The sequence below is a fragment of the Paraburkholderia sp. BR10923 genome, assembly GCF_040948765.1.
Lineage (GTDB): Bacteria > Pseudomonadota > Gammaproteobacteria > Burkholderiales > Burkholderiaceae > Paraburkholderia > Paraburkholderia youngii.
On record NZ_JBFPKO010000007.1, the window covers coordinates 380,429 to 401,288 of the forward strand.

The following is a 20,860-nucleotide window of genomic DNA, read 5'->3' on the forward strand; positions in this document are numbered from 1 at the left end:
TCGACGAGGCACTCCAATGGCAATGAGCCCTTTCGCCGGAGACGATGACGACGGCCTGATGAACGAGATCAACATGACGCCGCTCGTCGACGTGATGCTGGTTCTGCTGATCGTCTTCATGGTGACGATTCCGGTGATCCGTCACGCGGTCAAGATCGATCTGCCGCATGCGAGCAGTCAGAAGGAAGACACGAAGCCCGCGCAGGTGACGGTGTCGATCGACGCGGACGGCAACGTTCTGTGGGATAGCACCAAGGTCGACGACGCGGCGCTCGCCGCGAAGATCGCCGCGGCCGCGCAGGCGAGCCCGCAGCCGGAACTGCATCTCGATGCGGACCGCAAGGTGCCCTACGAGAAGGTCGCTCAGTTTATGTCTGCCGCGCAGGCTGGCGGACTGACGAAGATCGGCTTCGTCACGCAGCCCAAAACGAAGTAACGGGTCGCGTGGCACGCGAAGCAGAACGCTCGTCCACGCGAAAAACCCGTTGAAACACGGCCAGAAAGTAAAAGGCCTTCATCGTCGGATGAAGGCCTTTTTTGTGCGCGCTCGGCGCCTTCGGGCGGCGGGATCATTTGCCATCGGCCGAAGACTGATAGCTTTTATCACCGCATGCGAGGGCCGTGGTCGACACGGACAACGCGGTCAGCCCTATCAGGCCCGCTATGATAGCGGCCATGAGTTTTCGCATAGGAGACTCCTTAGCGAAAGGGATTTCACTATATTCCTGTGCGCGCGCGCATTCAAGCAAACGGCCATTGAAAGTAACCATAACAGGCCACGCTTAAATGCTAAAAGCGATTTGCGAAGCACGATAGCGGCCGCAGCGTACCGTGCGCCTCTTGAGTTTCCTCAAGCGCCTGATTAAGCCACCGTCGACGCAACCGGAGCCGCCGCCGCAACCGATGCCTGTGCCACCGTTTTGTTGCCGTGCGCAGGACACTCGCCCATGATGTGCTTACCTTCATCGGGATCGAGCATCTCGACCAGATAATCGACGAACGCGCGCACGGCCGGCACCATGCCCTGACGCGATACGAACACCGCGTACAACTGCGGCGTCGGAAAACTCCAGCCCGGCATCACGGGTGACAACAGTCCCGCCCTCAACGCGGCGCCATACATCATCTCGGGCAATGCGGCGATGCCGACACCGGCCAGCACCGCCTCGCGAATCGTCATCAGATCGGCGGTCACGAGACGCGGCTCGTGCTCGTGAGCATGGCGCGTACCGTCGGGCGAGATCAGGTTGTACACGTGGCGGCCGTCGCTCGTCGGCACGTCGAGTGTTTCGAAGCGGTTCAGGTCGGCCGGCGTCAACGGCGGCGCATTCTGCTGCAGCAGGCTCGGCGCGCCGACCAGCATCTGCTCGGTGCGCCACAGCGGCCGCACGACGATGTTCGCGTTTTCCGGCGGATCGGAACGCACGCGCAGCGCGACGTCGATCGAATCCTCGAACAGATCGACCACGCGATTGGTCACGCGCATCACGACGCGCACTTCCGGATAGCGGTGCATGAATTCCGGCAGGATCGTCGACAGAATCGTCTGCGAGATCGTGACCGGCACGCTGACGCGCACCGTGCCACGCGGCGACGAGCGCAGCTGCTGCACGACATTGACCGCCGCCTGCGCTTCGCTGAGCATCGCCTGACAGTGCTGGTAGAACAGCTGCCCCGCTTCCGTCAGCGCGAGCTTGCGAGTGGAACGCTGCAACAGCCGCACGCCGAGCGACGCCTCCAACTCCGTGAGCCGGCGCGACAGGCGCGACTTCGAGATGCCCAACACCCGCTCGGCGGCCGAAAATCCGCCATGTTCGACGACCTGCGAAAAGTACATCAGGTCGTTCAGGTTGTGTGAATCGATCTTCATCTCATCGTTCCATAAACAGAACAATCCATTGCTGAGGGGCGGCTGGCACCGCGAAAAACGGTCCCTATAATAGCTCCATGTTTCAGAAATAACGCTATTCCCCATTTTTCGAGGTGATATTGATGACTACGTCACGTACGATCGAACGCACGTTTCCGTCGGTTCGCACGGTGGAAGGCGGCGGATTCGTCGTTCATCGACCGTTTCCGACGCGTCTCCTGATGGACTTCGATCCGTTCCTGCTGCTCGACGAAATGGGGCCGGTCGACTATGCGCCGGGCGAGGCCATCGGCGCGCCCGATCATCCGCATCGCGGCTTCGAGACGGTCACCTACGTGCTCGAAGGCCAGTTCGGCCACAAGGACTCGGCGGGTCATTCGGGCACGCTGCACGCCGGCGACGTCCAGTGGATGACCGCGGGCGCGGGCGTCGTGCATAGCGAAATGCCCGACCCGGAATTCACGCGCACTGGCGGGCGCGTGCACGGCCTGCAGTTATGGGTGAACCTGCCGCGTCGCGACAAGATGATCGCGCCGCGCTACCAGGAGATCCCGTCGGCACGCATCCCAGTCGCGACGTCCGAAGACGGCCGGGTGCGCGTCAAGGTCATCGCGGGCGAGGCGCTCGGCATCAAGGCCGCGATCGAAACGCGTACGCCGATCCTGTATCAGCATTTCTCTCTGCAGTCGGGCGCGACGATCCGCCAACCGGTGCCGGCCGACTATCGCGTGTTCGCGTATGGGCTGTCCGGCAAGGGCGTGTATGGCGAAGGCGACGCGCGCGCCGACATCGACGCGCGCACGATGGTCGTGTTCGCCAACGACGGCGACACGGTGACCATCACGGCCGGCGACGAACCGCTCGAAGTGCTGCTGCTCGGCGGCGTACCGCTGAAGGAGCCGGTGGTGCGCTATGGCCCGTTCGTGATGAATACCGAGGACGAGATCCGTCAGGCGGTGGTCGACTATCAGGCCGGGCGGATGGGCGCGATCACGCATTGACCGGCTAACGCGCGCCGCCAGATCGCCCCTCTCGGGGCGCGAACAACGGTAAATTCGGTCACAATATCGGCTGATGTCGCGCGAGCCGCGTTGATTGCAACAGTCCGACGCGCGCGACCCAATATGATCGCTATCATAGGAGCGCGCATGGCAGAGCCCACCGTCACCGCCCACATCGGTTCGACGAATTTCCAGGTCGTGTTCGACGACGGCAAGCACACATGGATTGCCGACGAACCCGAATCGCTAGGCGGCGGCGACCGCGGCCCGACACCGGTCTCGCTGCTGCTGTCGAGCCTCGGCGCGTGCACGTCGATCACGCTGAAGATGTACGCGCAGCGCAAAGGCTGGCCGCTCGCGAGCGTACGGGTCAAACTGTCGATGGAAACCGGCGACGCGGGCTCGACGATCGACCGTCAGATCATGCTCGATGGCGAACTGTCCGACGAGCAGCGGGAACGGCTTTTGCAAATTGCCAATGCATGCCCGGTGCACAAGATCCTCACGCACACGATCTCGATCCGCTCCGCGCTCGCCGTCGCTTAACAGGCGCACCAGACGATGCATAGGACGGTCGGACGTCGCCCGTTCGGGCCACGGGCATTGCAATATTTTCATAGGACGCAGTCGACTTGAATTTCGAACACCTCATTCAGATCAACGATCCGTTGAATCCCCTCGTCGAATCGATGACCCGCGAGCAGCTGTGGGAAGGTCTCGTGTTGCGCGCCGAGCAGCCGCAACTGTTCGTGATGGGTCTCGACAGCTGCACGATCCTGTCGCGCGACGGCAATGTGCTCGAGCGTGAGTTGCACTACGGCCAGGCCACCGTGCGCGATCGCGTCACGCTGCAGGAAAGCAACAGCGTGCGCTACGACATCCTGCCGACCGCCGAACACGTTGGCGGCTCACTGACGATGACGATCGAGCAACCCGACGAACTGCAGTTGTTCCTGCGCTTCGAGTACGCGACCACGCTGCCCGTCTCGACGACCGATCAGGACGCCGTGCGGACGCAGGAGATCGTCAAGTCCGCGTATCGCGAGAACGATATCGACACGGTGAGACTGATCCGCCAGTACGTCGCGACCAAACAGGAACCGGGGCCGTTGCACTGAGAAACCGCGCGGGCGTCTCGCCCGCGCCGCTACGGGGCCATGTTCAGGATGGCCCCAAGGCCGTCGTCTAGCCGCACATTTCATTCAGCTATCAGAAGTCGAATCCGATGAATTTCTCGCCCTTGTAAATAGGAATAGTTATCATTTAGAATCATCCCATCGAATCGACGAACAAGCTAGAACGAATGACCGATATGACTCGCTCCACCACGCTCAGCCTGCGCCGCTCGGCGGCCGCGCTAACCAGCCGCACGAAGCCGTCGACGACGACTGCGCAAGCGGCGAAGCCCACCGCGGAACGCACCGCCGGCCAAGGCGAGACGGCGGAACGGGTCGTGCGCAGCGACGCGCTGCTGCAAGGCCATAGTCACATCAGCATCGTGCACAACGGCGAGACGTACCAGTTACGTGCGACGCGCCTCGGCAAGCTGATCCTGACGAAGTAGCAACGCAACACGAAGTAAGTACCGGGTATTGTGGGGACCACCTCCCCGAGAGGTGTTAGGCATTAGCCAGCCACGACGGCTTGCACGCGAGAACTAGACCCCTTCGTGCAGACACCAAGCCAGCCGTCGCAGCAAGCCAGGCCGTTTTTTTGGTTCTCATTCGAAAGCAGAAGCGCGCAACGGCGCACATCGCTGAAGTTCAAAATGAAAAAGCCGTGGGATGTTGCCATTCCACGGCTTTTGCGCTTGCTTTCTTTGCGCTTGCGCCTGCGTTCGCACCGAACCCAGGCCAACACTTACTTCGACGCCCAGCCCCAGAACATCAGCCACCACGCGCTATTGACGACCGCCAGCGCCGCGACGAACCACAGCATCGCCAGCGCGCGCTGCACGAAGCGCTCGCTATAGCGACGCGTGACGAGCCACGCGAGCCATGCGCTCCACGCGCTGGCAATCACGAGGATCGCGATGCGCAGATCCGACGCCCACCACAGTGACACGTGCTCGGCGCGCAGCAGCGACAGCGTCGTCGCCGACAAACCGAGGAACACACCCGCGCCCGCAATCGGAATCAGCCCCTGCGTCAAGTGATGCAACCGCGTTGCGTTGAAGCGCCCGAGCATGCGCGTGGCGCCCGTCAGCAACAGCAGCAGCGCGGTGCCATAGACGAGCGCCGTCGCGAGGATGTAGCCGATCAGCAGCGAGCCGTCGAGCCACGAGAACACGTCGTTCTGGTCGGGGTAATGCGTGAACAGGAACCACGGGGCATTGGTCTCGAGCGGCCACGTGATGTCGTGATCGACAAGCCAGCTCGCCGCGAACATCTTCAGGTCGATGAACCAGCGCGACGCGGTCCAGTGGAACGCACCGATCGCGATGCCGAGCAGGCCGTACAGGATCAGCGCGGTGTCCCACGGATTCGCCTTTTTGTCGCCCAACTGCACGACTTCCGTCGACGGCTTGCGCCACGTCAGCTCGATCGCATCACGGTGTCCGCTGCAGCGGCCGCACATATGGCAGTCGGCCGCGCCCTTCATGTTGCGCAATGGCACGAGCGGCGCGCAGTTGATCGGAATCACCCGGTGCCCATGCTCGCCGTTGGTGTACGAACGGCGCCACGCGTCTTCGTCGACCTTGTAGTGAAACGGCGCGAGGCGCGCCAGAAGCGAAAAAACCCCGTTGACGGGGCACAGGTATTTGCACCAGACGCGCTTCTCGCGTCCGTACAGCAGACCGATCACGATGGCCGCGAAAGTCGAGCCGCCGAGCACCAGCAGCACCGCTTTCGGATACTGGTAGACGCTCACCATCTGGCCGTAGATCGTCGTGATGCCGAACGCAACGAAGGGCCAGCCGCCCCAGCGCATCCAGTGCGGAATCGCGCGGCCGCGGCCGTACTTGCTCGCGAACTCGGCGAGCGCGCCCTCCGGGCACAGCACGCCGCACCAGACGCGGCCGAGCATCACCATCGACAGCAGCACGAACGGCCACCAGATGCCCCAGAACACAAACTGCGCGGCGAGCGTCAGGTTGCTCCACAGATGCGCGGTATCGTCCGGCAGCGGCATCAGCGCGGGCGCGATGATCAGGACCGCGTACACCGCGACCACGACCCATTGGATGCCACGAATCACCGCGCCATGGCGCTGCATCCACTGGCCGACCGCCGCGAGGCGGCCCGGCCGCGAAGCCATCACGGCGCTCATGCCGCGCGCCCTGCTGTTTGCTGCGCGGGCTTGCGAGTGGCGCGGCGCACCAGCAGATAAACGACCGCCCAGTAGACGGCATAGGCAAGCAGATTCATCAGTGCCGGATGCGCACGGTAGCCGGTCAGCGTCGCGACGAGCGAACCGAAGGTGCTCGAATCATCGAGGATCGCCGACGAATTCCACAGCTGGTCGACGAGCGTCGGCAGGATTTCCTTGTCGATCAGCTTGTCGATGCCGGTCTGGAACAGCCCCGCGCCGAGGAACAGCAGCATGATTTCGGTGACGCGGAAAAAGACCCGCCACGAGATGATCTTGCCGCCGAGCTGCAACACGTAGAAGGTCAGGAATGCGAGCGCGAGACCGATCGCGACAGCGAGCATCTGGCTGCCGTCGACATGACCCGACTGGCCGAAGCCGAGGCCGTACAGGAAGATGACCGTTTCGCTGCCTTCGCGCGCGATCGCCAGCGCGACCAGCAGCGCGACACCCCACCAGTTCGAATCGCGCTTGCTCTTTTGCAGCGACTGTTCCATGTCGCGCTTCAGCGTGCGGCCGTGCTGCTTCATCCACAGCACCATCTGCACGATCAGCACGCAGGCGATGAGCACCATCGCGGTCTGGAAGTAATCCTGCGCGTCACCGGAGAGCACCTCGGTGAAGCCGACCAGCGCCGCGCCGAGCGCTACCGCCGCGATCACGCCGGCCGCCAGGCCGCCCCACAGGTACGGCAGGCCGCGGCGCGCGTCGTCGTCGCCATTTTTCAACCACGCGTACAGGATGCCGACGACCAGCAGCGCCTCGACACTTTCCCGCCACACGATGAACAGAATCTGACCCATTCAAGCTCTCCCTTCGATCCTTCTACTGCCCGCTTCCGTTGTCTCGCTCGAACGACAGCACCCGCTTCCCGCGGCGCTCGCCGCCGATCGAGACCACTGCTTACTTCGCGACGATCACGCCCTGCGCCTGCTGATGAAAGTCGTCGAAAAACTTGTATTCGCCCGGCTCCAGCGGGGCGATCACGACGAACGAATCGGCGCCCGGCGCCAGCACCTTCTCTTTACGCAATTGCACGCTTTCGAATTCCGCCGCGCCCTTGCCGGTGTTACGCACTTCGATTTTGATACGCTGCCCCGCCGGCACTTCGATGCGGGCAGGGTTCAGCTTGCCGTCGTTCATTTCGAGCTTGAAGGTCGGCAGGTCGGCTGCGTGAGCCGTGGCCGCCAGGCAAAACGTGGCGGCAAGCATCGTGATCTTTCGGTTGATTCCCATTGCCCTTTCCGGAAAACGCGACGCGCCGACGCCGGGTATCACACCGACTGTCCGCGCGCCGTCTGCTGCATTCACTGATACGTCGAGCGACCGCGTTTGCATCGCGCGCCGATCAGTAACCGCCCTTCTTGCCGATGCCAGCGAAGGTGAAGTCATATTCGAGCGTGATGGGCTTGAACCACGGACCCACGCCGGTTTCCTTGTCGACGTGGCGGCCGAACGCCATGTGGCCCATCTGCATCGGCGGTTCCACGATCAGCTTCAGGTGATACTTGCCCGGGCCTTGCAGCTTGACGTTGTCGCCGTAGTGCGGACCGTCGTTCGCGACCATCGCCATCAGGTCGCCCTTCAACGGCTGGTTCGAGCCGGCCTTCGTCAGTTCGTAGCGCACCTGCAGATAAGGCATCCAGTCGCCTTCGGCGAAACCGGTCGGATTGTTCTTGACCGCGTGAATGTCGGACTCGAGATGGATGTCCGAATCCGACGCCTTGCGCATCATGCCTTCGGGCTCCATCGTGATCGGCTGCAGGTAGACCACGCCGATTTCCATGCCACCCTGGATCTGCTGCTTGCCGATCGGATATTCGGCGGCCGAGGCCGACAGCGCCGCGACTGCGGCTACCGTTGCCGCGCCACCCTGCACAAAGGAAGAAATCCGCATTGATGCTCCTTGTTTTTATCAGACTGGAATCGATTTCATTGAAACACGGGGCCGCAAGTCAGATGTGAATTTAAATGCGAACCATTCTCAATATTGGTTGAGTTTATCATCGATCGCTGATGAGAACAAACCTGTTAGTGCGCTCGGCCTCATGCCAGCATGGTTTTAAGGTTGGCTTAAGAAAATCTTTGTGTATCGAGGAAGGTGGGACGGAATTCGTCACGGCCAAAGTGACCGCTCCGGACGGCTCCCGCGGGAGCTCGAGTACCGGCCAATGAGAAAGGGCGTGGCGAGCGGCCGCGCCCTTTCATGGTGGACAAAAGCGGTGGAGGGAAACGTCAATTAGTCGACGCCCGACACGTGATCGCCGACATTCGCGCCGAACACGCGCTGACGCAGCAGCGCCAGCTGGTCGCGGGTCTGCGCGGCTTTCTCGAATTCGAGATTCTTCGCGTGCTCCATCATCTGCTTTTCGAGGCGCTTGATTTCCTTGGCGAGTTGCTTCTCGGACATGTCCTCGAACTTCGCGCGGGTCTGCTGCTCCTTCAACTCGGCGCGCGCTTCGTCGACGTTGTACACGCCGTCGATGATGTCGCGAATCCGTTTCACGACCCCACGCGGCGTAATGCCGTGCGCGGCGTTGAACGCGATCTGCTTGGCCCGGCGCCGCTCGGTTTCGTCGATCGCGCGACGCATCGAGTCGGTGATGTTGTCCGCGTAGAGGATCGCCTTGCCGTTCACGTTACGCGCCGCCCGGCCGATGGTCTGGATCAGCGAACGCTCCGCGCGCAGGAAGCCTTCCTTGTCCGCGTCCAGAATCGCGACCAGCGACACCTCGGGAATATCGAGCCCCTCGCGCAGCAGGTTGATGCCGACCAGCACGTCGAACGCGCCGAGACGCAGATCGCGGATGATTTCGACGCGCTCGACCGTGTCGATGTCGCTGTGCAGATAGCGCACCTTGATGCCGTGGTCGGCCAGAAACTCGGTGAGCTGCTCGGCCATCCGCTTGGTCAGTGTCGTGACGAGCACCCGATCACCGGCCTTGATGCGCTCGTTGATTTCGCTGAGCACGTCGTCGACCTGGCTGCGCGCCGGCCGCACCTCGATTTCGGGATCGACGAGGCCGGTCGGGCGCACCAGCTGTTCGGCGACCTGCCCTGAGGTCTTCTTTTCGTAGTCGGCCGGCGTCGCCGACACGAACACGACCTGGCGCATCTTGCGCTCGAACTCGTTGAACTTGAGCGGCCGGTTGTCGAGCGCCGACGGCAGCCGGAAGCCGTAATCGACGAGGTTTTCCTTGCGCGCGCGGTCGCCGTTGTACATGCCGTTCAGCTGGCCGATCAGCACGTGCGATTCGTCGAGCATCATGATCGCGTCGGGCGGCAGGTAATCGACGAGCGTCGGCGGCGGCTCGCCCGGCGCCGCGCCCGAGAAATGCCGCGAATAGTTCTCGATGCCCTTGCAGAATCCGAGCTCCTGCAGCATTTCAAGGTCGAAGCGGGTGCGCTGCTCGAGCCGCTGCGCCTCGACGAGCTTGCCTTCGCTATAGAAGAACTCGAGCCGCTCGCGCAGTTCGGCCTTGATCGTTTCGACCGCGCGCAGCACGGTGTCGCGCGGCGTCACGTAGTGCGACGACGGATACACGGTAAAGCGCGGAATCTTCTGCCGCACCCGACCGGTGAGCGGATCGAACAGCTGCAGCGTTTCGACTTCGTCGTCGAACAGCTCGACGCGCACCGCCATCTCGGCGTGCTCGGCCGGGAAGATATCGATCGTATCGCCGCGCACGCGGAACGAGCCGCGCTGGAAGTCGGCTTCGTTGCGGCTGTACTGCATCGCGATCAGCCGCGCGATGACATCGCGCTGGCCGAGCCGGTCGCCGGTGCGCAGCGTGAGGATCATCTGGTGGTATTCGGACGGATTGCCGATACCGTAAATCGCCGACACCGTCGCGACGATCACCACGTCGCGCCGCTCCATCAGGCTCTTGGTCGCCGAAAGCCGCATCTGCTCGATATGCTCGTTGATCGACGAGTCTTTCTCGATGAACAGATCGCGCTGCGGCACGTACGCTTCCGGCTGGTAGTAGTCGTAGTACGAGACGAAGTATTCGACCGCGTTGCGCGGAAAGAACTCGCGGAACTCCGAGTACAGCTGCGCGGCGAGCGTCTTGTTCGGCGCGAACACGATCGCCGGGCGGCCGAGGCGCGCGATCGTGTTGGCCATCGTGAAGGTCTTGCCGGAGCCGGTCACGCCGAGCAGCGTCTGGAACGCGAGACCATCGCCGACGCCTTCGACGAGCGTCTCGATGGCCGTGGGCTGGTCGCCGGCGGGCGGATACGGCTGGTAGAGCTTGAACGGCGAACCGTCGAACGTGATGAATTTGGATTCGTCGAGCGTATCGTCGGCTTCAGTCAGATGGTGTTCGGACATGAGGGGCGGCACCGGCCTTGGGCAAAGAATCATTCTAACGGGTTGCGGAAAGCGAAGATCGAGCGGGGTTACGTAGGGAGGCGCGGGCCGTGCGGGCGGCGGCGTGTCATGGCCCTTTGCGGACTTGTGCGCGAGGCGAAGGACAGCGCACCTTGGCCGGGTCGCGCGATCGAAATCGCCCCGTCCGCTCGAATTCCTTTCTGCCACATGGCTCCCAGTGCCTGTTTTTCAAGCAAATAATTGCCCTTGGGCCAACCGGGCGTCCGAAAAAAGCGCCCGGATTCGTTACAATGCGAAGTTGCGCTCGCTCGCCGCTGTCCATAGGCCGTCCCCGATTTTCGCGTTTCGTCGAACTCACGCCGCACACGCGAAACGCCGCCGACGCTCCAGATGAGGCCGCCCGCGCGCGAAGCCGCCCTCTTTTCACTACTGCTGCCCACCCATCATGTCTCTGTTCTCCGCCGTCGAACTAGCTCCCCGCGACCCGATTCTGGGCCTGAACGAAGCTTTCAACGCCGATACGCGCGCCACCAAGGTCAACCTCGGCGTTGGTGTCTACTTCAATGAAGAAGGCAAGATTCCGCTGCTGCGCGCCGTGCGCGAGGCGGAAAAGGCCCGCGTCGATGCCGCACTGCCGCGTGGCTATCTGCCGATCGAAGGTATCGCCGCTTACGATGCCGCCGTGCAAAAGCTGCTGCTCGGCAACGACTCGCCGCTGATCGCGGCCGGCCGCGTCGTCACGGCGCAGGCGCTGGGCGGCACGGGGGCGCTGAAGATCGGCGCGGACTTCCTGAAGCGCGTGAATCCGAACAGCAAGGTCGCGATCAGCGACCCGAGCTGGGAAAACCATCGCGCGCTGTTCGAAGGCGCGGGCTTCGTCGTCGAATCGTATCCGTACTATGACGCGCAGACGCACGGCGTGAACTTCGACGGCATGCTGAGTGCGCTGAACAGCTATGCGGCGGGCACGATCGTCGTGCTGCACGCGTGCTGCCACAACCCGACCGGCGTCGACCTGAGCGTCGAACAGTGGAAGCAGGTCGTCGAGGTCGTCAAGGCGCGCAATCTCGTGCCGTTCCTCGATATCGCCTACCAGGGTTTCGGCGACAACATCGAAGCGGACGCGGCAGCCGTGCGTCTGTTCGCGGCGCAGGAACTGAACGTGTTCGTGTCGTCGTCGTTCTCGAAGTCGTTCTCGCTGTACGGCGAGCGTGTCGGCGCACTGTCGATCATCACCTCGAGCAAGGAAGAAGCGGCGCGCGTGCTGTCGCAACTGAAGCGCGTGATCCGCACCAACTACTCGAACCCGCCGACGCACGGCGGCTCGGTGGTCGCGGCCGTGCTCGCGTCGCCGGAACTGCGCGCGACGTGGGAAAGCGAACTGGGCGAAATGCGCGACCGTATCCGCGCAATGCGCAATGGTCTCGTCGAGCGCCTGAAGGCAAGCGGCGTCGATCGTGACTTCAGCTTCGTGAACGCACAGCGCGGCATGTTTTCGTACTCGGGTCTGACGGCTGCGCAAGTGGATCGTCTGCGCGAAGAGTTCGGCATCTATGCGGTCAGCACCGGCCGTATCTGCGTGGCTGCGCTCAATACGCGCAACCTCGACGTCGTCGCCAACGCGATTGCTCACGTGCTCAAGTAAGGCAATTCACGGCGCGGAGGTTTGCCGCGCCAGTGCAGCAGCTTCGCCGCTGCAACTGCCTGTAGAAACGGCGCCCTTTTCAGAAAAGGGCGCCGTTTTTTTATACCTGCCGGACTGTTCGTTCGGCCTTGCCGGCGCGGCGTCGGGTTTCTCCGCGAAGAATCAGCGCGAGTCCCGATGAATATCGTGCGTGACGAACCCGGCATCGTTCTGCGGCATATCGAGCCAGTCGGGCTGTTCGAGCGAACGGACAATATCTTCGAGACCGCTTCGCCAATGCTCGCGCATCGTCGACAGACCGAATTGAAAGTCCTTGTAGTGTCCTTCGTATTCCTTGTGCCGGTAGATCAGGTGAATCACGTTGTAGCGCTTCGAGCACGACAGATCTTCGGCCAGCTTGCACCACGGATCGTCGCGTTGCTCTTCGGGCACACGGTCCAGCACCTCGCGCAGTACGTGACGGAAACGCTGCGAACGCTGCAGCATGTCGGTCACGAGACGCGTACGGCTCGAATACTGGATGTCTTTCATGCGCCCCTGCACGTCGGTGATGTTGTCCGGCACCGGCCCGATCGCGCTCCATAAATCGACCTGAAACGCGAGCGTATCGCGACGCGGTGTGGTCTGGAGCACCTCGTAGAGCGGCGTATTCGACATCAGGCCGCCGTCCCAGTAGAACTGACCGTCTATCTCGACGGCCGCGAACCCCGGCGGCAACGCGCCCGACGCTATGAAATGCTCGGGCCTGAGCGTGGTGCGCGTATTGTCGAAGTACGCGAAGTTGCCCGTGCCGCAATTCACCGCGCCCACCGACACGCGTATTTCCCCGGAATTGATCCGATCGAAATCGCACAGCGACTCGAGCGTGGCCTTCAGCGGCGTGGTGTCGTAGTAGCTCGCCAATTGCGGCGAGCCGGACACTGTCGGCAACGGCGGCGGAAAACGCGGCACGAAAAAGCCCTTTTGCCCTTCGACGATCGCGCTCATCGCCTGCGCTGCCGTAAATGCCTTGCGCACCGCTTCGCTCGAATTGAACAGCACGTGTTCGACCGGAGCCGGCAACGGCGGTCCGAACGCCGGCTGGCAGATCGTCTCCCAGAATTGCAGCAGACGCTCGACGCGTCGTTCCGGCGCATTGCCCGCAATGATCGCCGTATTCAGCGCGCCGATCGAAATTCCCGCGATCCAGTTCGGTTCGATGCCGGCTTCGTAAAGCCCCTGAAAGACGCCGGCCTGATAGGCGCCGAGCGCGCCGCCGCCTTGCAGCATCAGCGCGACGGTTTCGTAGCTGGGCAACCGGAGGTGCCGGCGCGAGCGGGCGGCAATCGCCGGACCCGCACCCTCCCCGTCGCCGGACACGCCCACGCGCGCCCGCTTCAGATTGCGTTGCGCCATGGGCCGCCCCTTAGTGCATATACCAGCCGTGGCTCACGACGAACGACTGGCCGGTCAGCGCCGCGCTCGGGAAGGTCGACAGGAACAGCACGGTCTGCGCGACGTCTTCGACCGTCGTGAAGATACCGTCGACGGTACCGCCCAGCATCACGCGCTTGATCACTTCCTCTTCGCTGATACCGAATTCCTTCGCCTGCTCGGGAATCTGCTTGTCGACGAGCGGCGTGCGCACGAAGCCCGGACACACGACGTGCGAACGCACGTTATGCGCAGCGCCCTCCTTGGCGAGCACGCGCGACAGACCCAGCAGAGCGTGCTTCGCGGTCACGTACGCCGACTTCAGCGGCGAGGCGAGATGCGAGTGGACCGAGCCCATGTAGATCACGACTCCGCCGCGATTGTCCTTGTACATGTGCTTGAGCGCGGCCTTGGTGGTCAGGAACGCGCCGTCCACGTGAATGGCCTGCATCTTTTTCCAGTCCGAGAACGAATAGTTTTCGATCGGATTGACGATCTGGATGCCGGCGTTGGAAACGAGAATGTCGATCGAGCCGAATTCCTCGGCGACCTTGTCGATACCCTGGTTGACGGCGTCTTCGCTCGTCACGTCCATTGCCACGCCGATTGCCTTACCGCCGCCCTTTCTGATTTCTTCAGCAACGGCGTTCGCGCCCTCCTGGTTCAGATCGGCGATCGCGACCGCCGCACCTGCGGCCGACAGAGTCAACGCGATCTGTTTGCCGATGCCACTCGCGGCGCCAGTGACGACGGCGACCTTGCCGTTCAGATTCGAGTTCAGAGACGACATCCAGAACCTCCATGCAGTTGATGAGCAATGAGACCACGAAGCCGCGCGCCGGGAGAAGTCGGCCAAACGGTATAGACCGTTCGGCGGATGCAGCGCGGCGGCTGACTTTGCTATTGTGCATGAACCCTGTGAACGACATAGGTAAAACGCACGCCGAACCGGATCTATTTAAACTGAACGCTTCCGGACTGAATCCGGCTCCATTCCCGTGGCATCACCAACCAGGAGACATGCATGAATTATCGACGTCTGGGCCGCTCTGGCCTGCAAGTGAGCGAGTTGTCGATCGGCTCATGGGTCACGTACGGCAACCAGGTGGATCACCGCGCCGCGCGCGAATCGCTTGCCGCGGCGCGCGACGCGGGCGTCAATTTCTTCGACAACGCCGAAGTTTATGCGGGCGGCAAATCCGAGGAAATCATGGGCCATGCGTTGAAGGAACTCGCGTGGCCGCGCGTCAGTTACGTGGTGTCGACGAAATTTTTCTGGGGACTCAACGAAGCGCCGAATCAGTACCACACGCTGAACCGCAAGTATCTGATGAACGCGATCGACGGGTCGTTGAAGCGCCTACAACTCGATTACGTCGATCTCGTGTTCTGTCATCGTCCCGACCCGAACACGCCAGTCGAGGAAACGGTCTGGGCAATGAGCGACATGATCGCGCGCGGCAAGGCGCTGTACTGGGGCACCTCGGAATGGAACGCCGACGAGATTCGCGCCGCATATGAAATCGCCGAGCGGCATCATCTGCACAAGCCGGTCATGGAGCAGCCGCAATACAACCTGTTTCACCGCAAACGCGTCGAGCGGGAATACAAGCGGCTTTACGAGGACATCGGCCTCGGACTGACCACGTGGAGTCCGCTGGCATCGGGCCTGCTCACCGGCAAATACCGTGACGGCGTGCCCGCCGACAGTCGCGCGCAGTTGCAGGGCTATGACTGGCTGCGTCAGCAGCTCACCGACCCGACGCGGAACAACGTGGTCGGCCAGCTCGGCGCGGTCGCCGACGAACTCGACTGCACGGTCGGTCAGCTCGCGATCGCGTGGATTCTGAAGAATCCGAATGTCAGCACGGTGATCACGGGCGCCTCGCGCGTCGAACAGATCGGCGAAAACATGCGGTCCGCCGAGGTGGCGACGCGCATCACGCCGGAGATCAAGCAGCGGATCGAGGAGATCATCGGCGACGCGCACGAGTAATCGCGCGCGCAGCGCCACGCACTGAGTGGGTAACCGGGCACGCGCGGTCGCGTACAATACGCGACCGCGCGTCGCCGGCTCCGTCGGGCCGGCCTGCGCTCTCTCAGCGTCCTCTCATCATGCTCAGCTACCGCCACGCCTTTCATGCCGGCAATCACGCCGACGTTCTGAAACACGCCGTCGTGTTGCAGCTCCTGCTCTACCTTGGCCAGAAGGACAAGGCCTACTGGTATATCGACACGCACGCGGGCGCCGGCGTCTACTCGCTGAAGGAAGGCTACGCGACGAAAACCGGCGAGTTCGAGACGGGTATCGCAAAACTGTGGGGCCGCAACGATCTGCCGCCGCTGTTCGCCGACTACGTCGACGAAGTCAGCGCGCTCAATGCCGATGGCCAGCTGCATTTCTATCCGGGCTCGCCATATCTCGCGTGGCGACAGTTGCGCGCGCAGGATCGTATGCGGCTATTCGAATTGCACAGCACCGAAATCGATGTGCTACGCCACAATTTTCGCGACGCGGGTCGCCGCGCGATGCTGTACGCGGGCGACGGCTTCGACGGCATTCTCGCGCTGTTGCCGCCGGCGCCGCGCCGCGCGCTGATCCTGCTCGACCCGTCGTATGAAGACAAGCGCGACTACGGGCGCACGCTGCGCTGCGTCGAGGAAAGTCTGAAGCGGTTTCCGACCGGCACGTATGCGGTCTGGTATCCACAGGTCAAGCGCCCCGAGTCGCAGCGTTTTCCCGATCAGCTGAAACAATTGCAGAAGGACAACTGGCTGCACGTCAGCCTGACCGTCAGCAATCCGCCTGAAGACGGCTATGGGCTGTTCGGTAGCGGCATGTTCATCCTGAACCCGCCCTATACGCTCGCCAAGATGCTGAAGGACCAGATGCCATGGCTCGTCAAGATGCTCGGCGAGGACAAGGCTGCGACGTTCAAGGTCGAATATCGCGGCAATTGAACGCGATATGCGGCACGTGAGCGCATTGCGCGTGCGGTCTGCAGTTGCCTGCCCGCGCAAGCCGATCTGCGCTCGGGCTCACTTCAACTGCGCGGCCGCCTTGCTCGCGAATTGGTTCGTATAGGTCGCACTCAAATCGATCTTCTTCGGATCGAGCCGGCTGTCGAACGACGACAACGCGCGCAGCGCCGTCGCCGGCCCATCTGCGGGCATCAGTCCGTCCGGAGAGTACGCGTCGCGCACGTTGTGAAAGGCATCGAGATAAAGCGTCGGGTCGCCCAGCAGATAGGCTTGCGGCACCATCTTCAGCAGATCCGCATCGCTCGCGGTCTGCAGCCAATGATTCGCGCGCACGATCGCGTTGGTCAGCGCCTGCGTCGTCTTCGGATTTTTCTGGATGAAGCTTTCGGGCGCATAAAGCGTTGCGGCGGGCATCGTACCGCCGAACACCTCCTGCGTGCCTTTGACCGTGCGTGTATCCACCAGCACCTTGATCGCGCCGCTACGCGTGAGCTTGGTCATCATTGGATCGACATTGGATAGCGCGTCGATCTGCCCACTGCCCACCGCGGCCAGCACTGTGGCGCCGCTTCCGACGCCGATCGCCGAAATGTCGCTGCGCTGCACGCCGGCCTTGCGCAACGCGACGGTGAGCACGAGATCCGTCGACGAACCCGGCGCGCTCACGCCGACCTTCGCGCCTTTGAAGTCCGCGAGCGACTTGATCTGATCGGCCTTCGACTTCACCACGCCGATCACGATCTGCGGTGCGCGGCCCATCAACACGAACGCGCGATAGTGTTGCCCCTTCGCCTGCATGAACAGCGTGTGCTCGAACGCGCCCGCGCCGACTTCGGCGCTGCCGCCCACCACCGCTTCGAGCGCCTTCGAGCCGCCCGCGAAATCTTCGAGCGTGACGTTCAGCCCTTCGTCCTTGAAGTAGCCGAGCTGCTGTGCGGCGAGGACTGGCAAATAGTAGAGGCCGGGTAAGCCGCCGACGGCCATCGTCAGTGTCGGCATTTCCGGCGCGTCCTTCGCGAACCCGGCGCCGGGCAGCGTAGCCAGTGCGAGCAGGATCAGGCAGGCGCGCGTCGCACGCTGCATCCAGTGATTGGGCATGATGACGTCTCCTTGTGTTTTCCGTTCGAAGCGGTGACGCAGGCGCGCAGCCGGGATCGAAGCTCACGGCGACGAGGCGCGCAACGATTGTCGTCGGACGGTTTCACGGACGCCATGCGCCCAAACCCGAATGGGATTGTCGGGGGCGAGCGAAGCCGGCGTATTCGGGAGAAGCGAGACGGGTTAGAAGCGTCGCCGACGATCTTTCGCGCCGTCGCTACCTATTGCGGAAACGGCACCGGTCGGGGCATCGCCCGCGGCCGCACGCCACCTCCCGCAGGCAACTGGATATAAGGCGCGACCACGAACGGCGGCGGCGATTCTGCAGGCAGCTCGACCGGTGCCGCGATCGGCGGCGCGGCGACGATCGGCTCCGGCGCAGGCGGCGCGCTTAGCAGTACGGTACCGCTCTGGCCATCATTGATGCCGCCAAGCGTATCGAGAACCACGGGAGGACGCTCGTAATCGGACACCGCATATGCGTCCGACGCGGCACAGAGGGTGGCGATGGTTGCCGTGGCGGCCGCGGCCATCATGGATCGGAAAGTTTGCAGCGAACGGACGGAGGACATAGGCAGCCCGATTGGTTATGAATGCCGTCTTGCGCGAAAAACGTCCTACATTACCGCGGCCCGCGTTACGAAGCTAGTCGATATTCGCCATGAGCAGCCTTCTTGCGGCGATCACTCGAAAAACGCCGAAGGCACGCGGTTTTCGATGTGCAGATACGACAAAGCCCCGCTTTGACGGGGCTCGACATTGGTACTGCAATGGCCGCGCAAAAGCAGGCGCCGCCAGGTCAAACTCAAAGCGGAAACTTAGCGCGAATAGCCATTGGTTTCGAGCGAACGGATGCGCTGTTCGAGCTGGACGATATCCGACGACGATGCGAGGTATGCCTCACGACGGCTACGTTCCGCGGTTTCGAACCAGGTGCTCAGCTTCTCAAGAATGAATGCAAACATGACGTTCTCCAAGGATCAGATCGAATCCCCGGTGATTTGACATCAGGGATTTCCCGTAAAAGGGTTAACCCGCATTATAGCCCTCAGGTGCAACCTGACCAGTGAAATGCCCGCATGATGTGCATTCCAATTTGGAATGATGCACTTAATTGGTGCGCTGGCGGTGCTGATTTTATTGAGATTCACCCGCCCGCTCGGCGCGGACGTCCTTGCTCTGAGTTTCAACGCACACTTCCGGTGCGCCAATCTGTTTGACCCAAAGCGAATCGGCAGACCAGGTTGCGACTCTCCTCGACCCACCGGCTACAGCGGATGGCAACCCTGTCCCGAAACAAGGTCTGTATCCGCTAGTCGCTCAATAATCGGACAATCTGGCCGGTCATCGCCGTTGCAATGATCGGCCAGATGCGCGAGGGTGTCGCGCATGTCCGTCAACTCGGCGATGCGGCGATCGAGTTCGGCGACATGCTCGAGCGCGATCCGCTTTACTTCGGCGCTTGCACGCGAGCGGTCGTGCCAGAGAGCAAGGAGTCGCCGGATATCCTCGACCAGAAATCCGAGCCGGCGCGCCTGCCGGATGAAGCGAAGAGAGTGCACTTCCTGCGGGCCATACACGCGATAACCAGCGCTCGTGCGCGCCTTCGCGGACAAAAGGCCGACGCTTTCGTAGTAGCGGATCATTTTTGCTGTAACGCCCGACGCGCGGGCCGCTTCGCCGATGTTCATGACTGTTTCCCAAGGTTGCGGATGAACTCTAAGCGATCCTACACCTTCCCATCGTGGGAAGGTCAGCTACCCAAACACGAAACGGCAGGCATAATTCGGCTATCCGCGATCTGATTCCGCTGAGGTCTTTGCAATGACAATCGAACTCCATGTAGAAGGCATGAGCTGCCAGCACTGTGTTGCTGCCGTCACGAACGCGATTCGCGAGCACGACGCCGCCGCGCAGGTTCAGGTAGATCTCACGAGCGGCCGTGTGCTCGTGGAGTCGACACAAGCGATCGAGGCGCTGAAGGCCGCGATTGACCGAGCCGGATATACGGCCACGTCTCTGCGCTAAGGGTGCGGGGCATGTTCAAGGTTGCAGTAATCGGTGGTTCCGGGCTGCTCGGGCGCGCGCTCAACGACGAACTCGCGCGCCAGGTCGATTGGCACATCGTCTCCACAGCATTTAGCCGACCGTCTCCACAGATGGTCGCGTTGGATATTCGCGATAGCCTTGCGGTCGAGCGTTTCATCGACCACGTGGCACCGGATGCCGTCGTGATTGCCGCGGCGGAGCGCCGACCCGATGTATGCGAGCGCGATCCGGCACATGCTCGTGCGTTGAATGTTGATGCCGTGCGAATGATCGCCGGGGCGGCGAATCGACGCGGCGCGTGGACGCTGTCGATCTCGACCGACTACGTGTTCGACGGCAAGCACCCGCCCTATCGTCACGACAGCACACCCGCGCCACTGAACGCGTATGGACAGAGCAAGCTCGAGGGAGAGCGAGCGCTAATCGAAACGGCCGAGCTCGGATGCGTGCTGCGCCTGCCGCTGCTGTATGGGCCGATTGTGAGTTGGTCGGAGTCAGCCGTGACTAGCCTTGTGCCGGCGATCGCGGCGTCAGCAGCGCCGGGCAGCCAGGCTGCCAAGATGGACGCTTGGGCGATCCGCTATCCTACGTTCACGCCCGATGTCGCGGTCGTGATCCGACAGATGCTCGAGCGACACGCGCGCGGCGAAACGATCTCCGGCATCGTGCAATGGTCCGGCGACGAACCGATGAACAAGTACGAAATCGCCGTGCGCCTGGCAGAAGCATTGCAACTCCGCACGCATTTGACGGCGCAGCACACACCCACCGATGCGACGCCGCGCCCTCACAACTGCCATTTGGCATCGAGCCGTCTGGAGGCACTTGGAGTCGGCCAACGCACACCGTTCGATACGGCGATCCGGCAGGTGCTAGCCGCGTTTGCATGGCGGGGAACGGCGACTCCCGCTTGATCCTGCGGCTTGCGTGCGGACGCTAATGGCAACGCAGGAGCTTGAGGATGCGCTGCGGATCGGAAAGTAGTGAAGCGCGCGGAATCGACCGCGTAAACGCAAAAACCCCACCGCTGGGCGGTGGGGTTTCTGGCTTTGGGGGAGCCTGACGATTACCTACTTTCACACGGGCAATCCGCACTATCATCGGCGTGGAGTCGTTTCACGGTCCTGTTCGGGATGGGAAGGGGTGGGACCGACTCGCTA

General features: G+C 62.5%; 22 protein-coding genes and 1 rRNA gene. 10 read left to right on the plus strand and 13 right to left on the minus strand.

Annotated features, from left to right (window positions below; all coding sequences use genetic code 11):
• The first annotated feature begins 16 nt into the window (after positions 1 to 16).
• Positions 17 to 436: a biopolymer transporter ExbD gene (locus AB3X94_RS16305; protein ID WP_176109077.1), complete on the plus strand. Its 420-nt coding sequence runs from the start codon at positions 17 to 19 to the stop codon at positions 434 to 436.
• Between the two features lie 426 nt (positions 437 to 862).
• Here AB3X94_RS16305 and AB3X94_RS16310 read toward each other — a convergent pair whose 3' ends face one another.
• Positions 863 to 1,870, minus strand: a complete 1,008-nt coding sequence (locus tag AB3X94_RS16310) for a LysR family transcriptional regulator (protein WP_176123511.1) — start codon at positions 1,868 to 1,870, stop codon at positions 863 to 865.
• Positions 1,871 to 1,992: 122 nt separating this feature from the next.
• Between AB3X94_RS16310 and AB3X94_RS16315 the strand changes: the two genes are divergently transcribed.
• The 4 genes from AB3X94_RS16315 (at position 1,993) to hemP (ending at position 4,435) form a co-directional block, all read left to right on the plus strand.
• Positions 1,993 to 2,871, plus strand: a complete 879-nt coding sequence (locus AB3X94_RS16315; RefSeq protein WP_368612084.1) for a pirin family protein — start codon at positions 1,993 to 1,995, stop codon at positions 2,869 to 2,871.
• 147 nt (positions 2,872 to 3,018) lie between these two features.
• On the plus strand, positions 3,019 to 3,417 hold the full coding sequence (locus tag AB3X94_RS16320; RefSeq protein WP_176109080.1) for an OsmC family protein: 399 nt from the start codon (positions 3,019 to 3,021) through the stop codon (positions 3,415 to 3,417).
• Positions 3,418 to 3,503: 86 nt separating this feature from the next.
• Positions 3,504 to 3,989, plus strand: a complete 486-nt coding sequence (locus tag AB3X94_RS16325; protein ID WP_368612085.1) for an SRPBCC family protein — start codon at positions 3,504 to 3,506, stop codon at positions 3,987 to 3,989.
• A gap of 185 nt (positions 3,990 to 4,174) precedes the next feature.
• Complete coding sequence (gene hemP / locus AB3X94_RS16330) at positions 4,175 to 4,435, plus strand: hemin uptake protein HemP (protein WP_176109082.1); 261 nt, start codon at positions 4,175 to 4,177, stop codon at positions 4,433 to 4,435.
• 296 nt (positions 4,436 to 4,731) lie between these two features.
• On the opposite strand, the gene AB3X94_RS16335 is transcribed toward hemP, so the two are convergent.
• From AB3X94_RS16335 to uvrB, 5 genes are all read right to left on the minus strand, one after another.
• Positions 4,732 to 6,141 (minus strand): 4Fe-4S binding protein, encoded by a 1,410-nt coding sequence (locus AB3X94_RS16335; RefSeq protein ID WP_368612086.1) that lies wholly within the window; start codon positions 6,139 to 6,141, stop codon positions 4,732 to 4,734.
• A complete protein-coding gene (locus tag AB3X94_RS16340) occupies positions 6,138 to 6,983 on the minus strand; it encodes an FTR1 family protein (protein WP_176109084.1) in 846 nt (281 codons plus the stop codon). The genes AB3X94_RS16335 and AB3X94_RS16340 overlap by 4 nt, the downstream gene beginning before the upstream one ends.
• 100 nt (positions 6,984 to 7,083) lie before the next feature.
• Entirely contained in the window at positions 7,084 to 7,416 is a 333-nt protein-coding gene (locus AB3X94_RS16345) for a cupredoxin domain-containing protein (RefSeq protein WP_013088988.1), read from the minus strand.
• Between the two features lie 112 nt (positions 7,417 to 7,528).
• Positions 7,529 to 8,077 (minus strand): iron transporter, encoded by a 549-nt coding sequence (locus tag AB3X94_RS16350; protein WP_176109085.1) that lies wholly within the window; start codon positions 8,075 to 8,077, stop codon positions 7,529 to 7,531.
• Positions 8,078 to 8,419: 342 nt separating this feature from the next.
• Positions 8,420 to 10,513, minus strand: a complete 2,094-nt coding sequence (gene uvrB, locus AB3X94_RS16355; RefSeq protein ID WP_176109086.1) for an excinuclease ABC subunit UvrB — start codon at positions 10,511 to 10,513, stop codon at positions 8,420 to 8,422.
• Between the two features lie 445 nt (positions 10,514 to 10,958).
• Here uvrB and AB3X94_RS16360 point away from each other — a divergent pair, with 445 nt between their 5' ends.
• On the plus strand, positions 10,959 to 12,158 hold the full coding sequence (locus tag AB3X94_RS16360; protein ID WP_176109087.1) for an amino acid aminotransferase: 1,200 nt from the start codon (positions 10,959 to 10,961) through the stop codon (positions 12,156 to 12,158).
• A gap of 162 nt (positions 12,159 to 12,320) precedes the next feature.
• Here AB3X94_RS16360 and AB3X94_RS16365 read toward each other — a convergent pair whose 3' ends face one another.
• Both AB3X94_RS16365 and AB3X94_RS16370 read right to left on the minus strand, forming a co-directional pair.
• Positions 12,321 to 13,553 carry a patatin-like phospholipase family protein gene (locus tag AB3X94_RS16365; RefSeq protein ID WP_176109088.1) on the minus strand — a complete coding sequence of 411 codons (1,233 nt, stop codon included), beginning with the start codon at positions 13,551 to 13,553 and terminating at the stop codon, positions 12,321 to 12,323.
• Between the two features lie 10 nt (positions 13,554 to 13,563).
• Positions 13,564 to 14,361, minus strand: a complete 798-nt coding sequence (locus AB3X94_RS16370; protein ID WP_176109089.1) for a 3-hydroxybutyrate dehydrogenase — start codon at positions 14,359 to 14,361, stop codon at positions 13,564 to 13,566.
• Between the two features lie 234 nt (positions 14,362 to 14,595).
• Here AB3X94_RS16370 and AB3X94_RS16375 point away from each other — a divergent pair, with 234 nt between their 5' ends.
• Both AB3X94_RS16375 and AB3X94_RS16380 read left to right on the plus strand, forming a co-directional pair.
• A complete protein-coding gene (locus AB3X94_RS16375; RefSeq protein WP_176109090.1) occupies positions 14,596 to 15,567 on the plus strand; it encodes an aldo/keto reductase in 972 nt (323 codons plus the stop codon).
• Positions 15,568 to 15,686: 119 nt separating this feature from the next.
• Positions 15,687 to 16,532 carry a 23S rRNA (adenine(2030)-N(6))-methyltransferase RlmJ gene (locus AB3X94_RS16380; protein WP_368612087.1) on the plus strand — a complete coding sequence of 282 codons (846 nt, stop codon included), beginning with the start codon at positions 15,687 to 15,689 and terminating at the stop codon, positions 16,530 to 16,532.
• Between the two features lie 78 nt (positions 16,533 to 16,610).
• On the opposite strand, the gene AB3X94_RS16385 is transcribed toward AB3X94_RS16380, so the two are convergent.
• The 4 genes from AB3X94_RS16385 to cueR all read right to left on the minus strand — a co-directional run bounded on the left by AB3X94_RS16385 (position 16,611) and on the right by cueR (position 19,342).
• Positions 16,611 to 17,651, minus strand: a complete 1,041-nt coding sequence (locus AB3X94_RS16385) for an ABC transporter substrate-binding protein (protein ID WP_368593201.1) — start codon at positions 17,649 to 17,651, stop codon at positions 16,611 to 16,613.
• A gap of 221 nt (positions 17,652 to 17,872) precedes the next feature.
• Positions 17,873 to 18,223, minus strand: a complete 351-nt coding sequence (locus AB3X94_RS16390) for a hypothetical protein (RefSeq protein ID WP_368612088.1) — start codon at positions 18,221 to 18,223, stop codon at positions 17,873 to 17,875.
• Between the two features lie 246 nt (positions 18,224 to 18,469).
• Positions 18,470 to 18,616, minus strand: coding sequence for a DUF3563 family protein (locus AB3X94_RS16395; RefSeq protein WP_013088978.1), 147 nt, complete (start codon positions 18,614 to 18,616; stop codon positions 18,470 to 18,472).
• A gap of 303 nt (positions 18,617 to 18,919) precedes the next feature.
• The gene (cueR, locus tag AB3X94_RS16400) at positions 18,920 to 19,342 is read right to left on the minus strand and encodes a Cu(I)-responsive transcriptional regulator (RefSeq protein ID WP_176109093.1); all 423 of its coding nucleotides are present in this window, start codon (positions 19,340 to 19,342) and stop codon (positions 18,920 to 18,922) included.
• Positions 19,343 to 19,475: 133 nt separating this feature from the next.
• Between cueR and AB3X94_RS16405 the strand changes: the two genes are divergently transcribed.
• Positions 19,476 to 19,679, plus strand: coding sequence for a heavy-metal-associated domain-containing protein (locus tag AB3X94_RS16405; protein ID WP_176109094.1), 204 nt, complete (start codon positions 19,476 to 19,478; stop codon positions 19,677 to 19,679).
• Positions 19,680 to 19,690: 11 nt separating this feature from the next.
• Positions 19,691 to 20,614: an SDR family oxidoreductase gene (locus tag AB3X94_RS16410; protein ID WP_176109095.1), complete on the plus strand. Its 924-nt coding sequence runs from the start codon at positions 19,691 to 19,693 to the stop codon at positions 20,612 to 20,614.
• Between the two features lie 143 nt (positions 20,615 to 20,757).
• On the opposite strand, the gene rrf is transcribed toward AB3X94_RS16410, so the two are convergent.
• Positions 20,758 to 20,860 (minus strand): 5S ribosomal RNA (gene rrf / locus AB3X94_RS16415); the annotation flags it as partial.

What these genes read in the sequence shown, in the direction of transcription:
- AB3X94_RS16360 (WP_176109087.1), top strand. Translation starts at nt 10,959, where the DNA reads ATGTCTCTGTTCTCCGCCGTCGAACTAGCTCCCCGCGACCCGATTCTG.
- AB3X94_RS16410 (WP_176109095.1), top strand. Translation starts at nt 19,691, where the DNA reads ATGTTCAAGGTTGCAGTAATCGGTGGTTCCGGGCTGCTCGGGCGCGCG.
- AB3X94_RS16390 (WP_368612088.1), bottom strand. Translation starts at nt 18,223, where the DNA reads ATGTCCTCCGTCCGTTCGCTGCAAACTTTCCGATCCATGATGGCCGCG.
- hemP (WP_176109082.1), top strand. Translation starts at nt 4,175, where the DNA reads ATGACCGATATGACTCGCTCCACCACGCTCAGCCTGCGCCGCTCGGCG.
- AB3X94_RS16340 (WP_176109084.1), bottom strand. Translation starts at nt 6,983, where the DNA reads ATGGGTCAGATTCTGTTCATCGTGTGGCGGGAAAGTGTCGAGGCGCTG.
- AB3X94_RS16320 (WP_176109080.1), top strand. Translation starts at nt 3,019, where the DNA reads ATGGCAGAGCCCACCGTCACCGCCCACATCGGTTCGACGAATTTCCAG.
- AB3X94_RS16350 (WP_176109085.1), bottom strand. Translation starts at nt 8,077, where the DNA reads ATGCGGATTTCTTCCTTTGTGCAGGGTGGCGCGGCAACGGTAGCCGCA.
- AB3X94_RS16305 (WP_176109077.1), top strand. Translation starts at nt 17, where the DNA reads ATGGCAATGAGCCCTTTCGCCGGAGACGATGACGACGGCCTGATGAAC.
- AB3X94_RS16315 (WP_368612084.1), top strand. Translation starts at nt 1,993, where the DNA reads ATGACTACGTCACGTACGATCGAACGCACGTTTCCGTCGGTTCGCACG.
- AB3X94_RS16405 (WP_176109094.1), top strand. Translation starts at nt 19,476, where the DNA reads ATGACAATCGAACTCCATGTAGAAGGCATGAGCTGCCAGCACTGTGTT.
- AB3X94_RS16370 (WP_176109089.1), bottom strand. Translation starts at nt 14,361, where the DNA reads ATGTCGTCTCTGAACTCGAATCTGAACGGCAAGGTCGCCGTCGTCACT.
- AB3X94_RS16380 (WP_368612087.1), top strand. Translation starts at nt 15,687, where the DNA reads ATGCTCAGCTACCGCCACGCCTTTCATGCCGGCAATCACGCCGACGTT.
- AB3X94_RS16345 (WP_013088988.1), bottom strand. Translation starts at nt 7,416, where the DNA reads ATGGGAATCAACCGAAAGATCACGATGCTTGCCGCCACGTTTTGCCTG.
- AB3X94_RS16335 (WP_368612086.1), bottom strand. Translation starts at nt 6,141, where the DNA reads ATGAGCGCCGTGATGGCTTCGCGGCCGGGCCGCCTCGCGGCGGTCGGC.
- AB3X94_RS16365 (WP_176109088.1), bottom strand. Translation starts at nt 13,553, where the DNA reads ATGGCGCAACGCAATCTGAAGCGGGCGCGCGTGGGCGTGTCCGGCGAC.
- AB3X94_RS16375 (WP_176109090.1), top strand. Translation starts at nt 14,596, where the DNA reads ATGAATTATCGACGTCTGGGCCGCTCTGGCCTGCAAGTGAGCGAGTTG.
- AB3X94_RS16385 (WP_368593201.1), bottom strand. Translation starts at nt 17,651, where the DNA reads ATGCCCAATCACTGGATGCAGCGTGCGACGCGCGCCTGCCTGATCCTG.
- AB3X94_RS16310 (WP_176123511.1), bottom strand. Translation starts at nt 1,870, where the DNA reads ATGAAGATCGATTCACACAACCTGAACGACCTGATGTACTTTTCGCAG.
- uvrB (WP_176109086.1), bottom strand. Translation starts at nt 10,513, where the DNA reads ATGTCCGAACACCATCTGACTGAAGCCGACGATACGCTCGACGAATCC.
- AB3X94_RS16395 (WP_013088978.1), bottom strand. Translation starts at nt 18,616, where the DNA reads ATGTTTGCATTCATTCTTGAGAAGCTGAGCACCTGGTTCGAAACCGCG.
- cueR (WP_176109093.1), bottom strand. Translation starts at nt 19,342, where the DNA reads ATGAACATCGGCGAAGCGGCCCGCGCGTCGGGCGTTACAGCAAAAATG.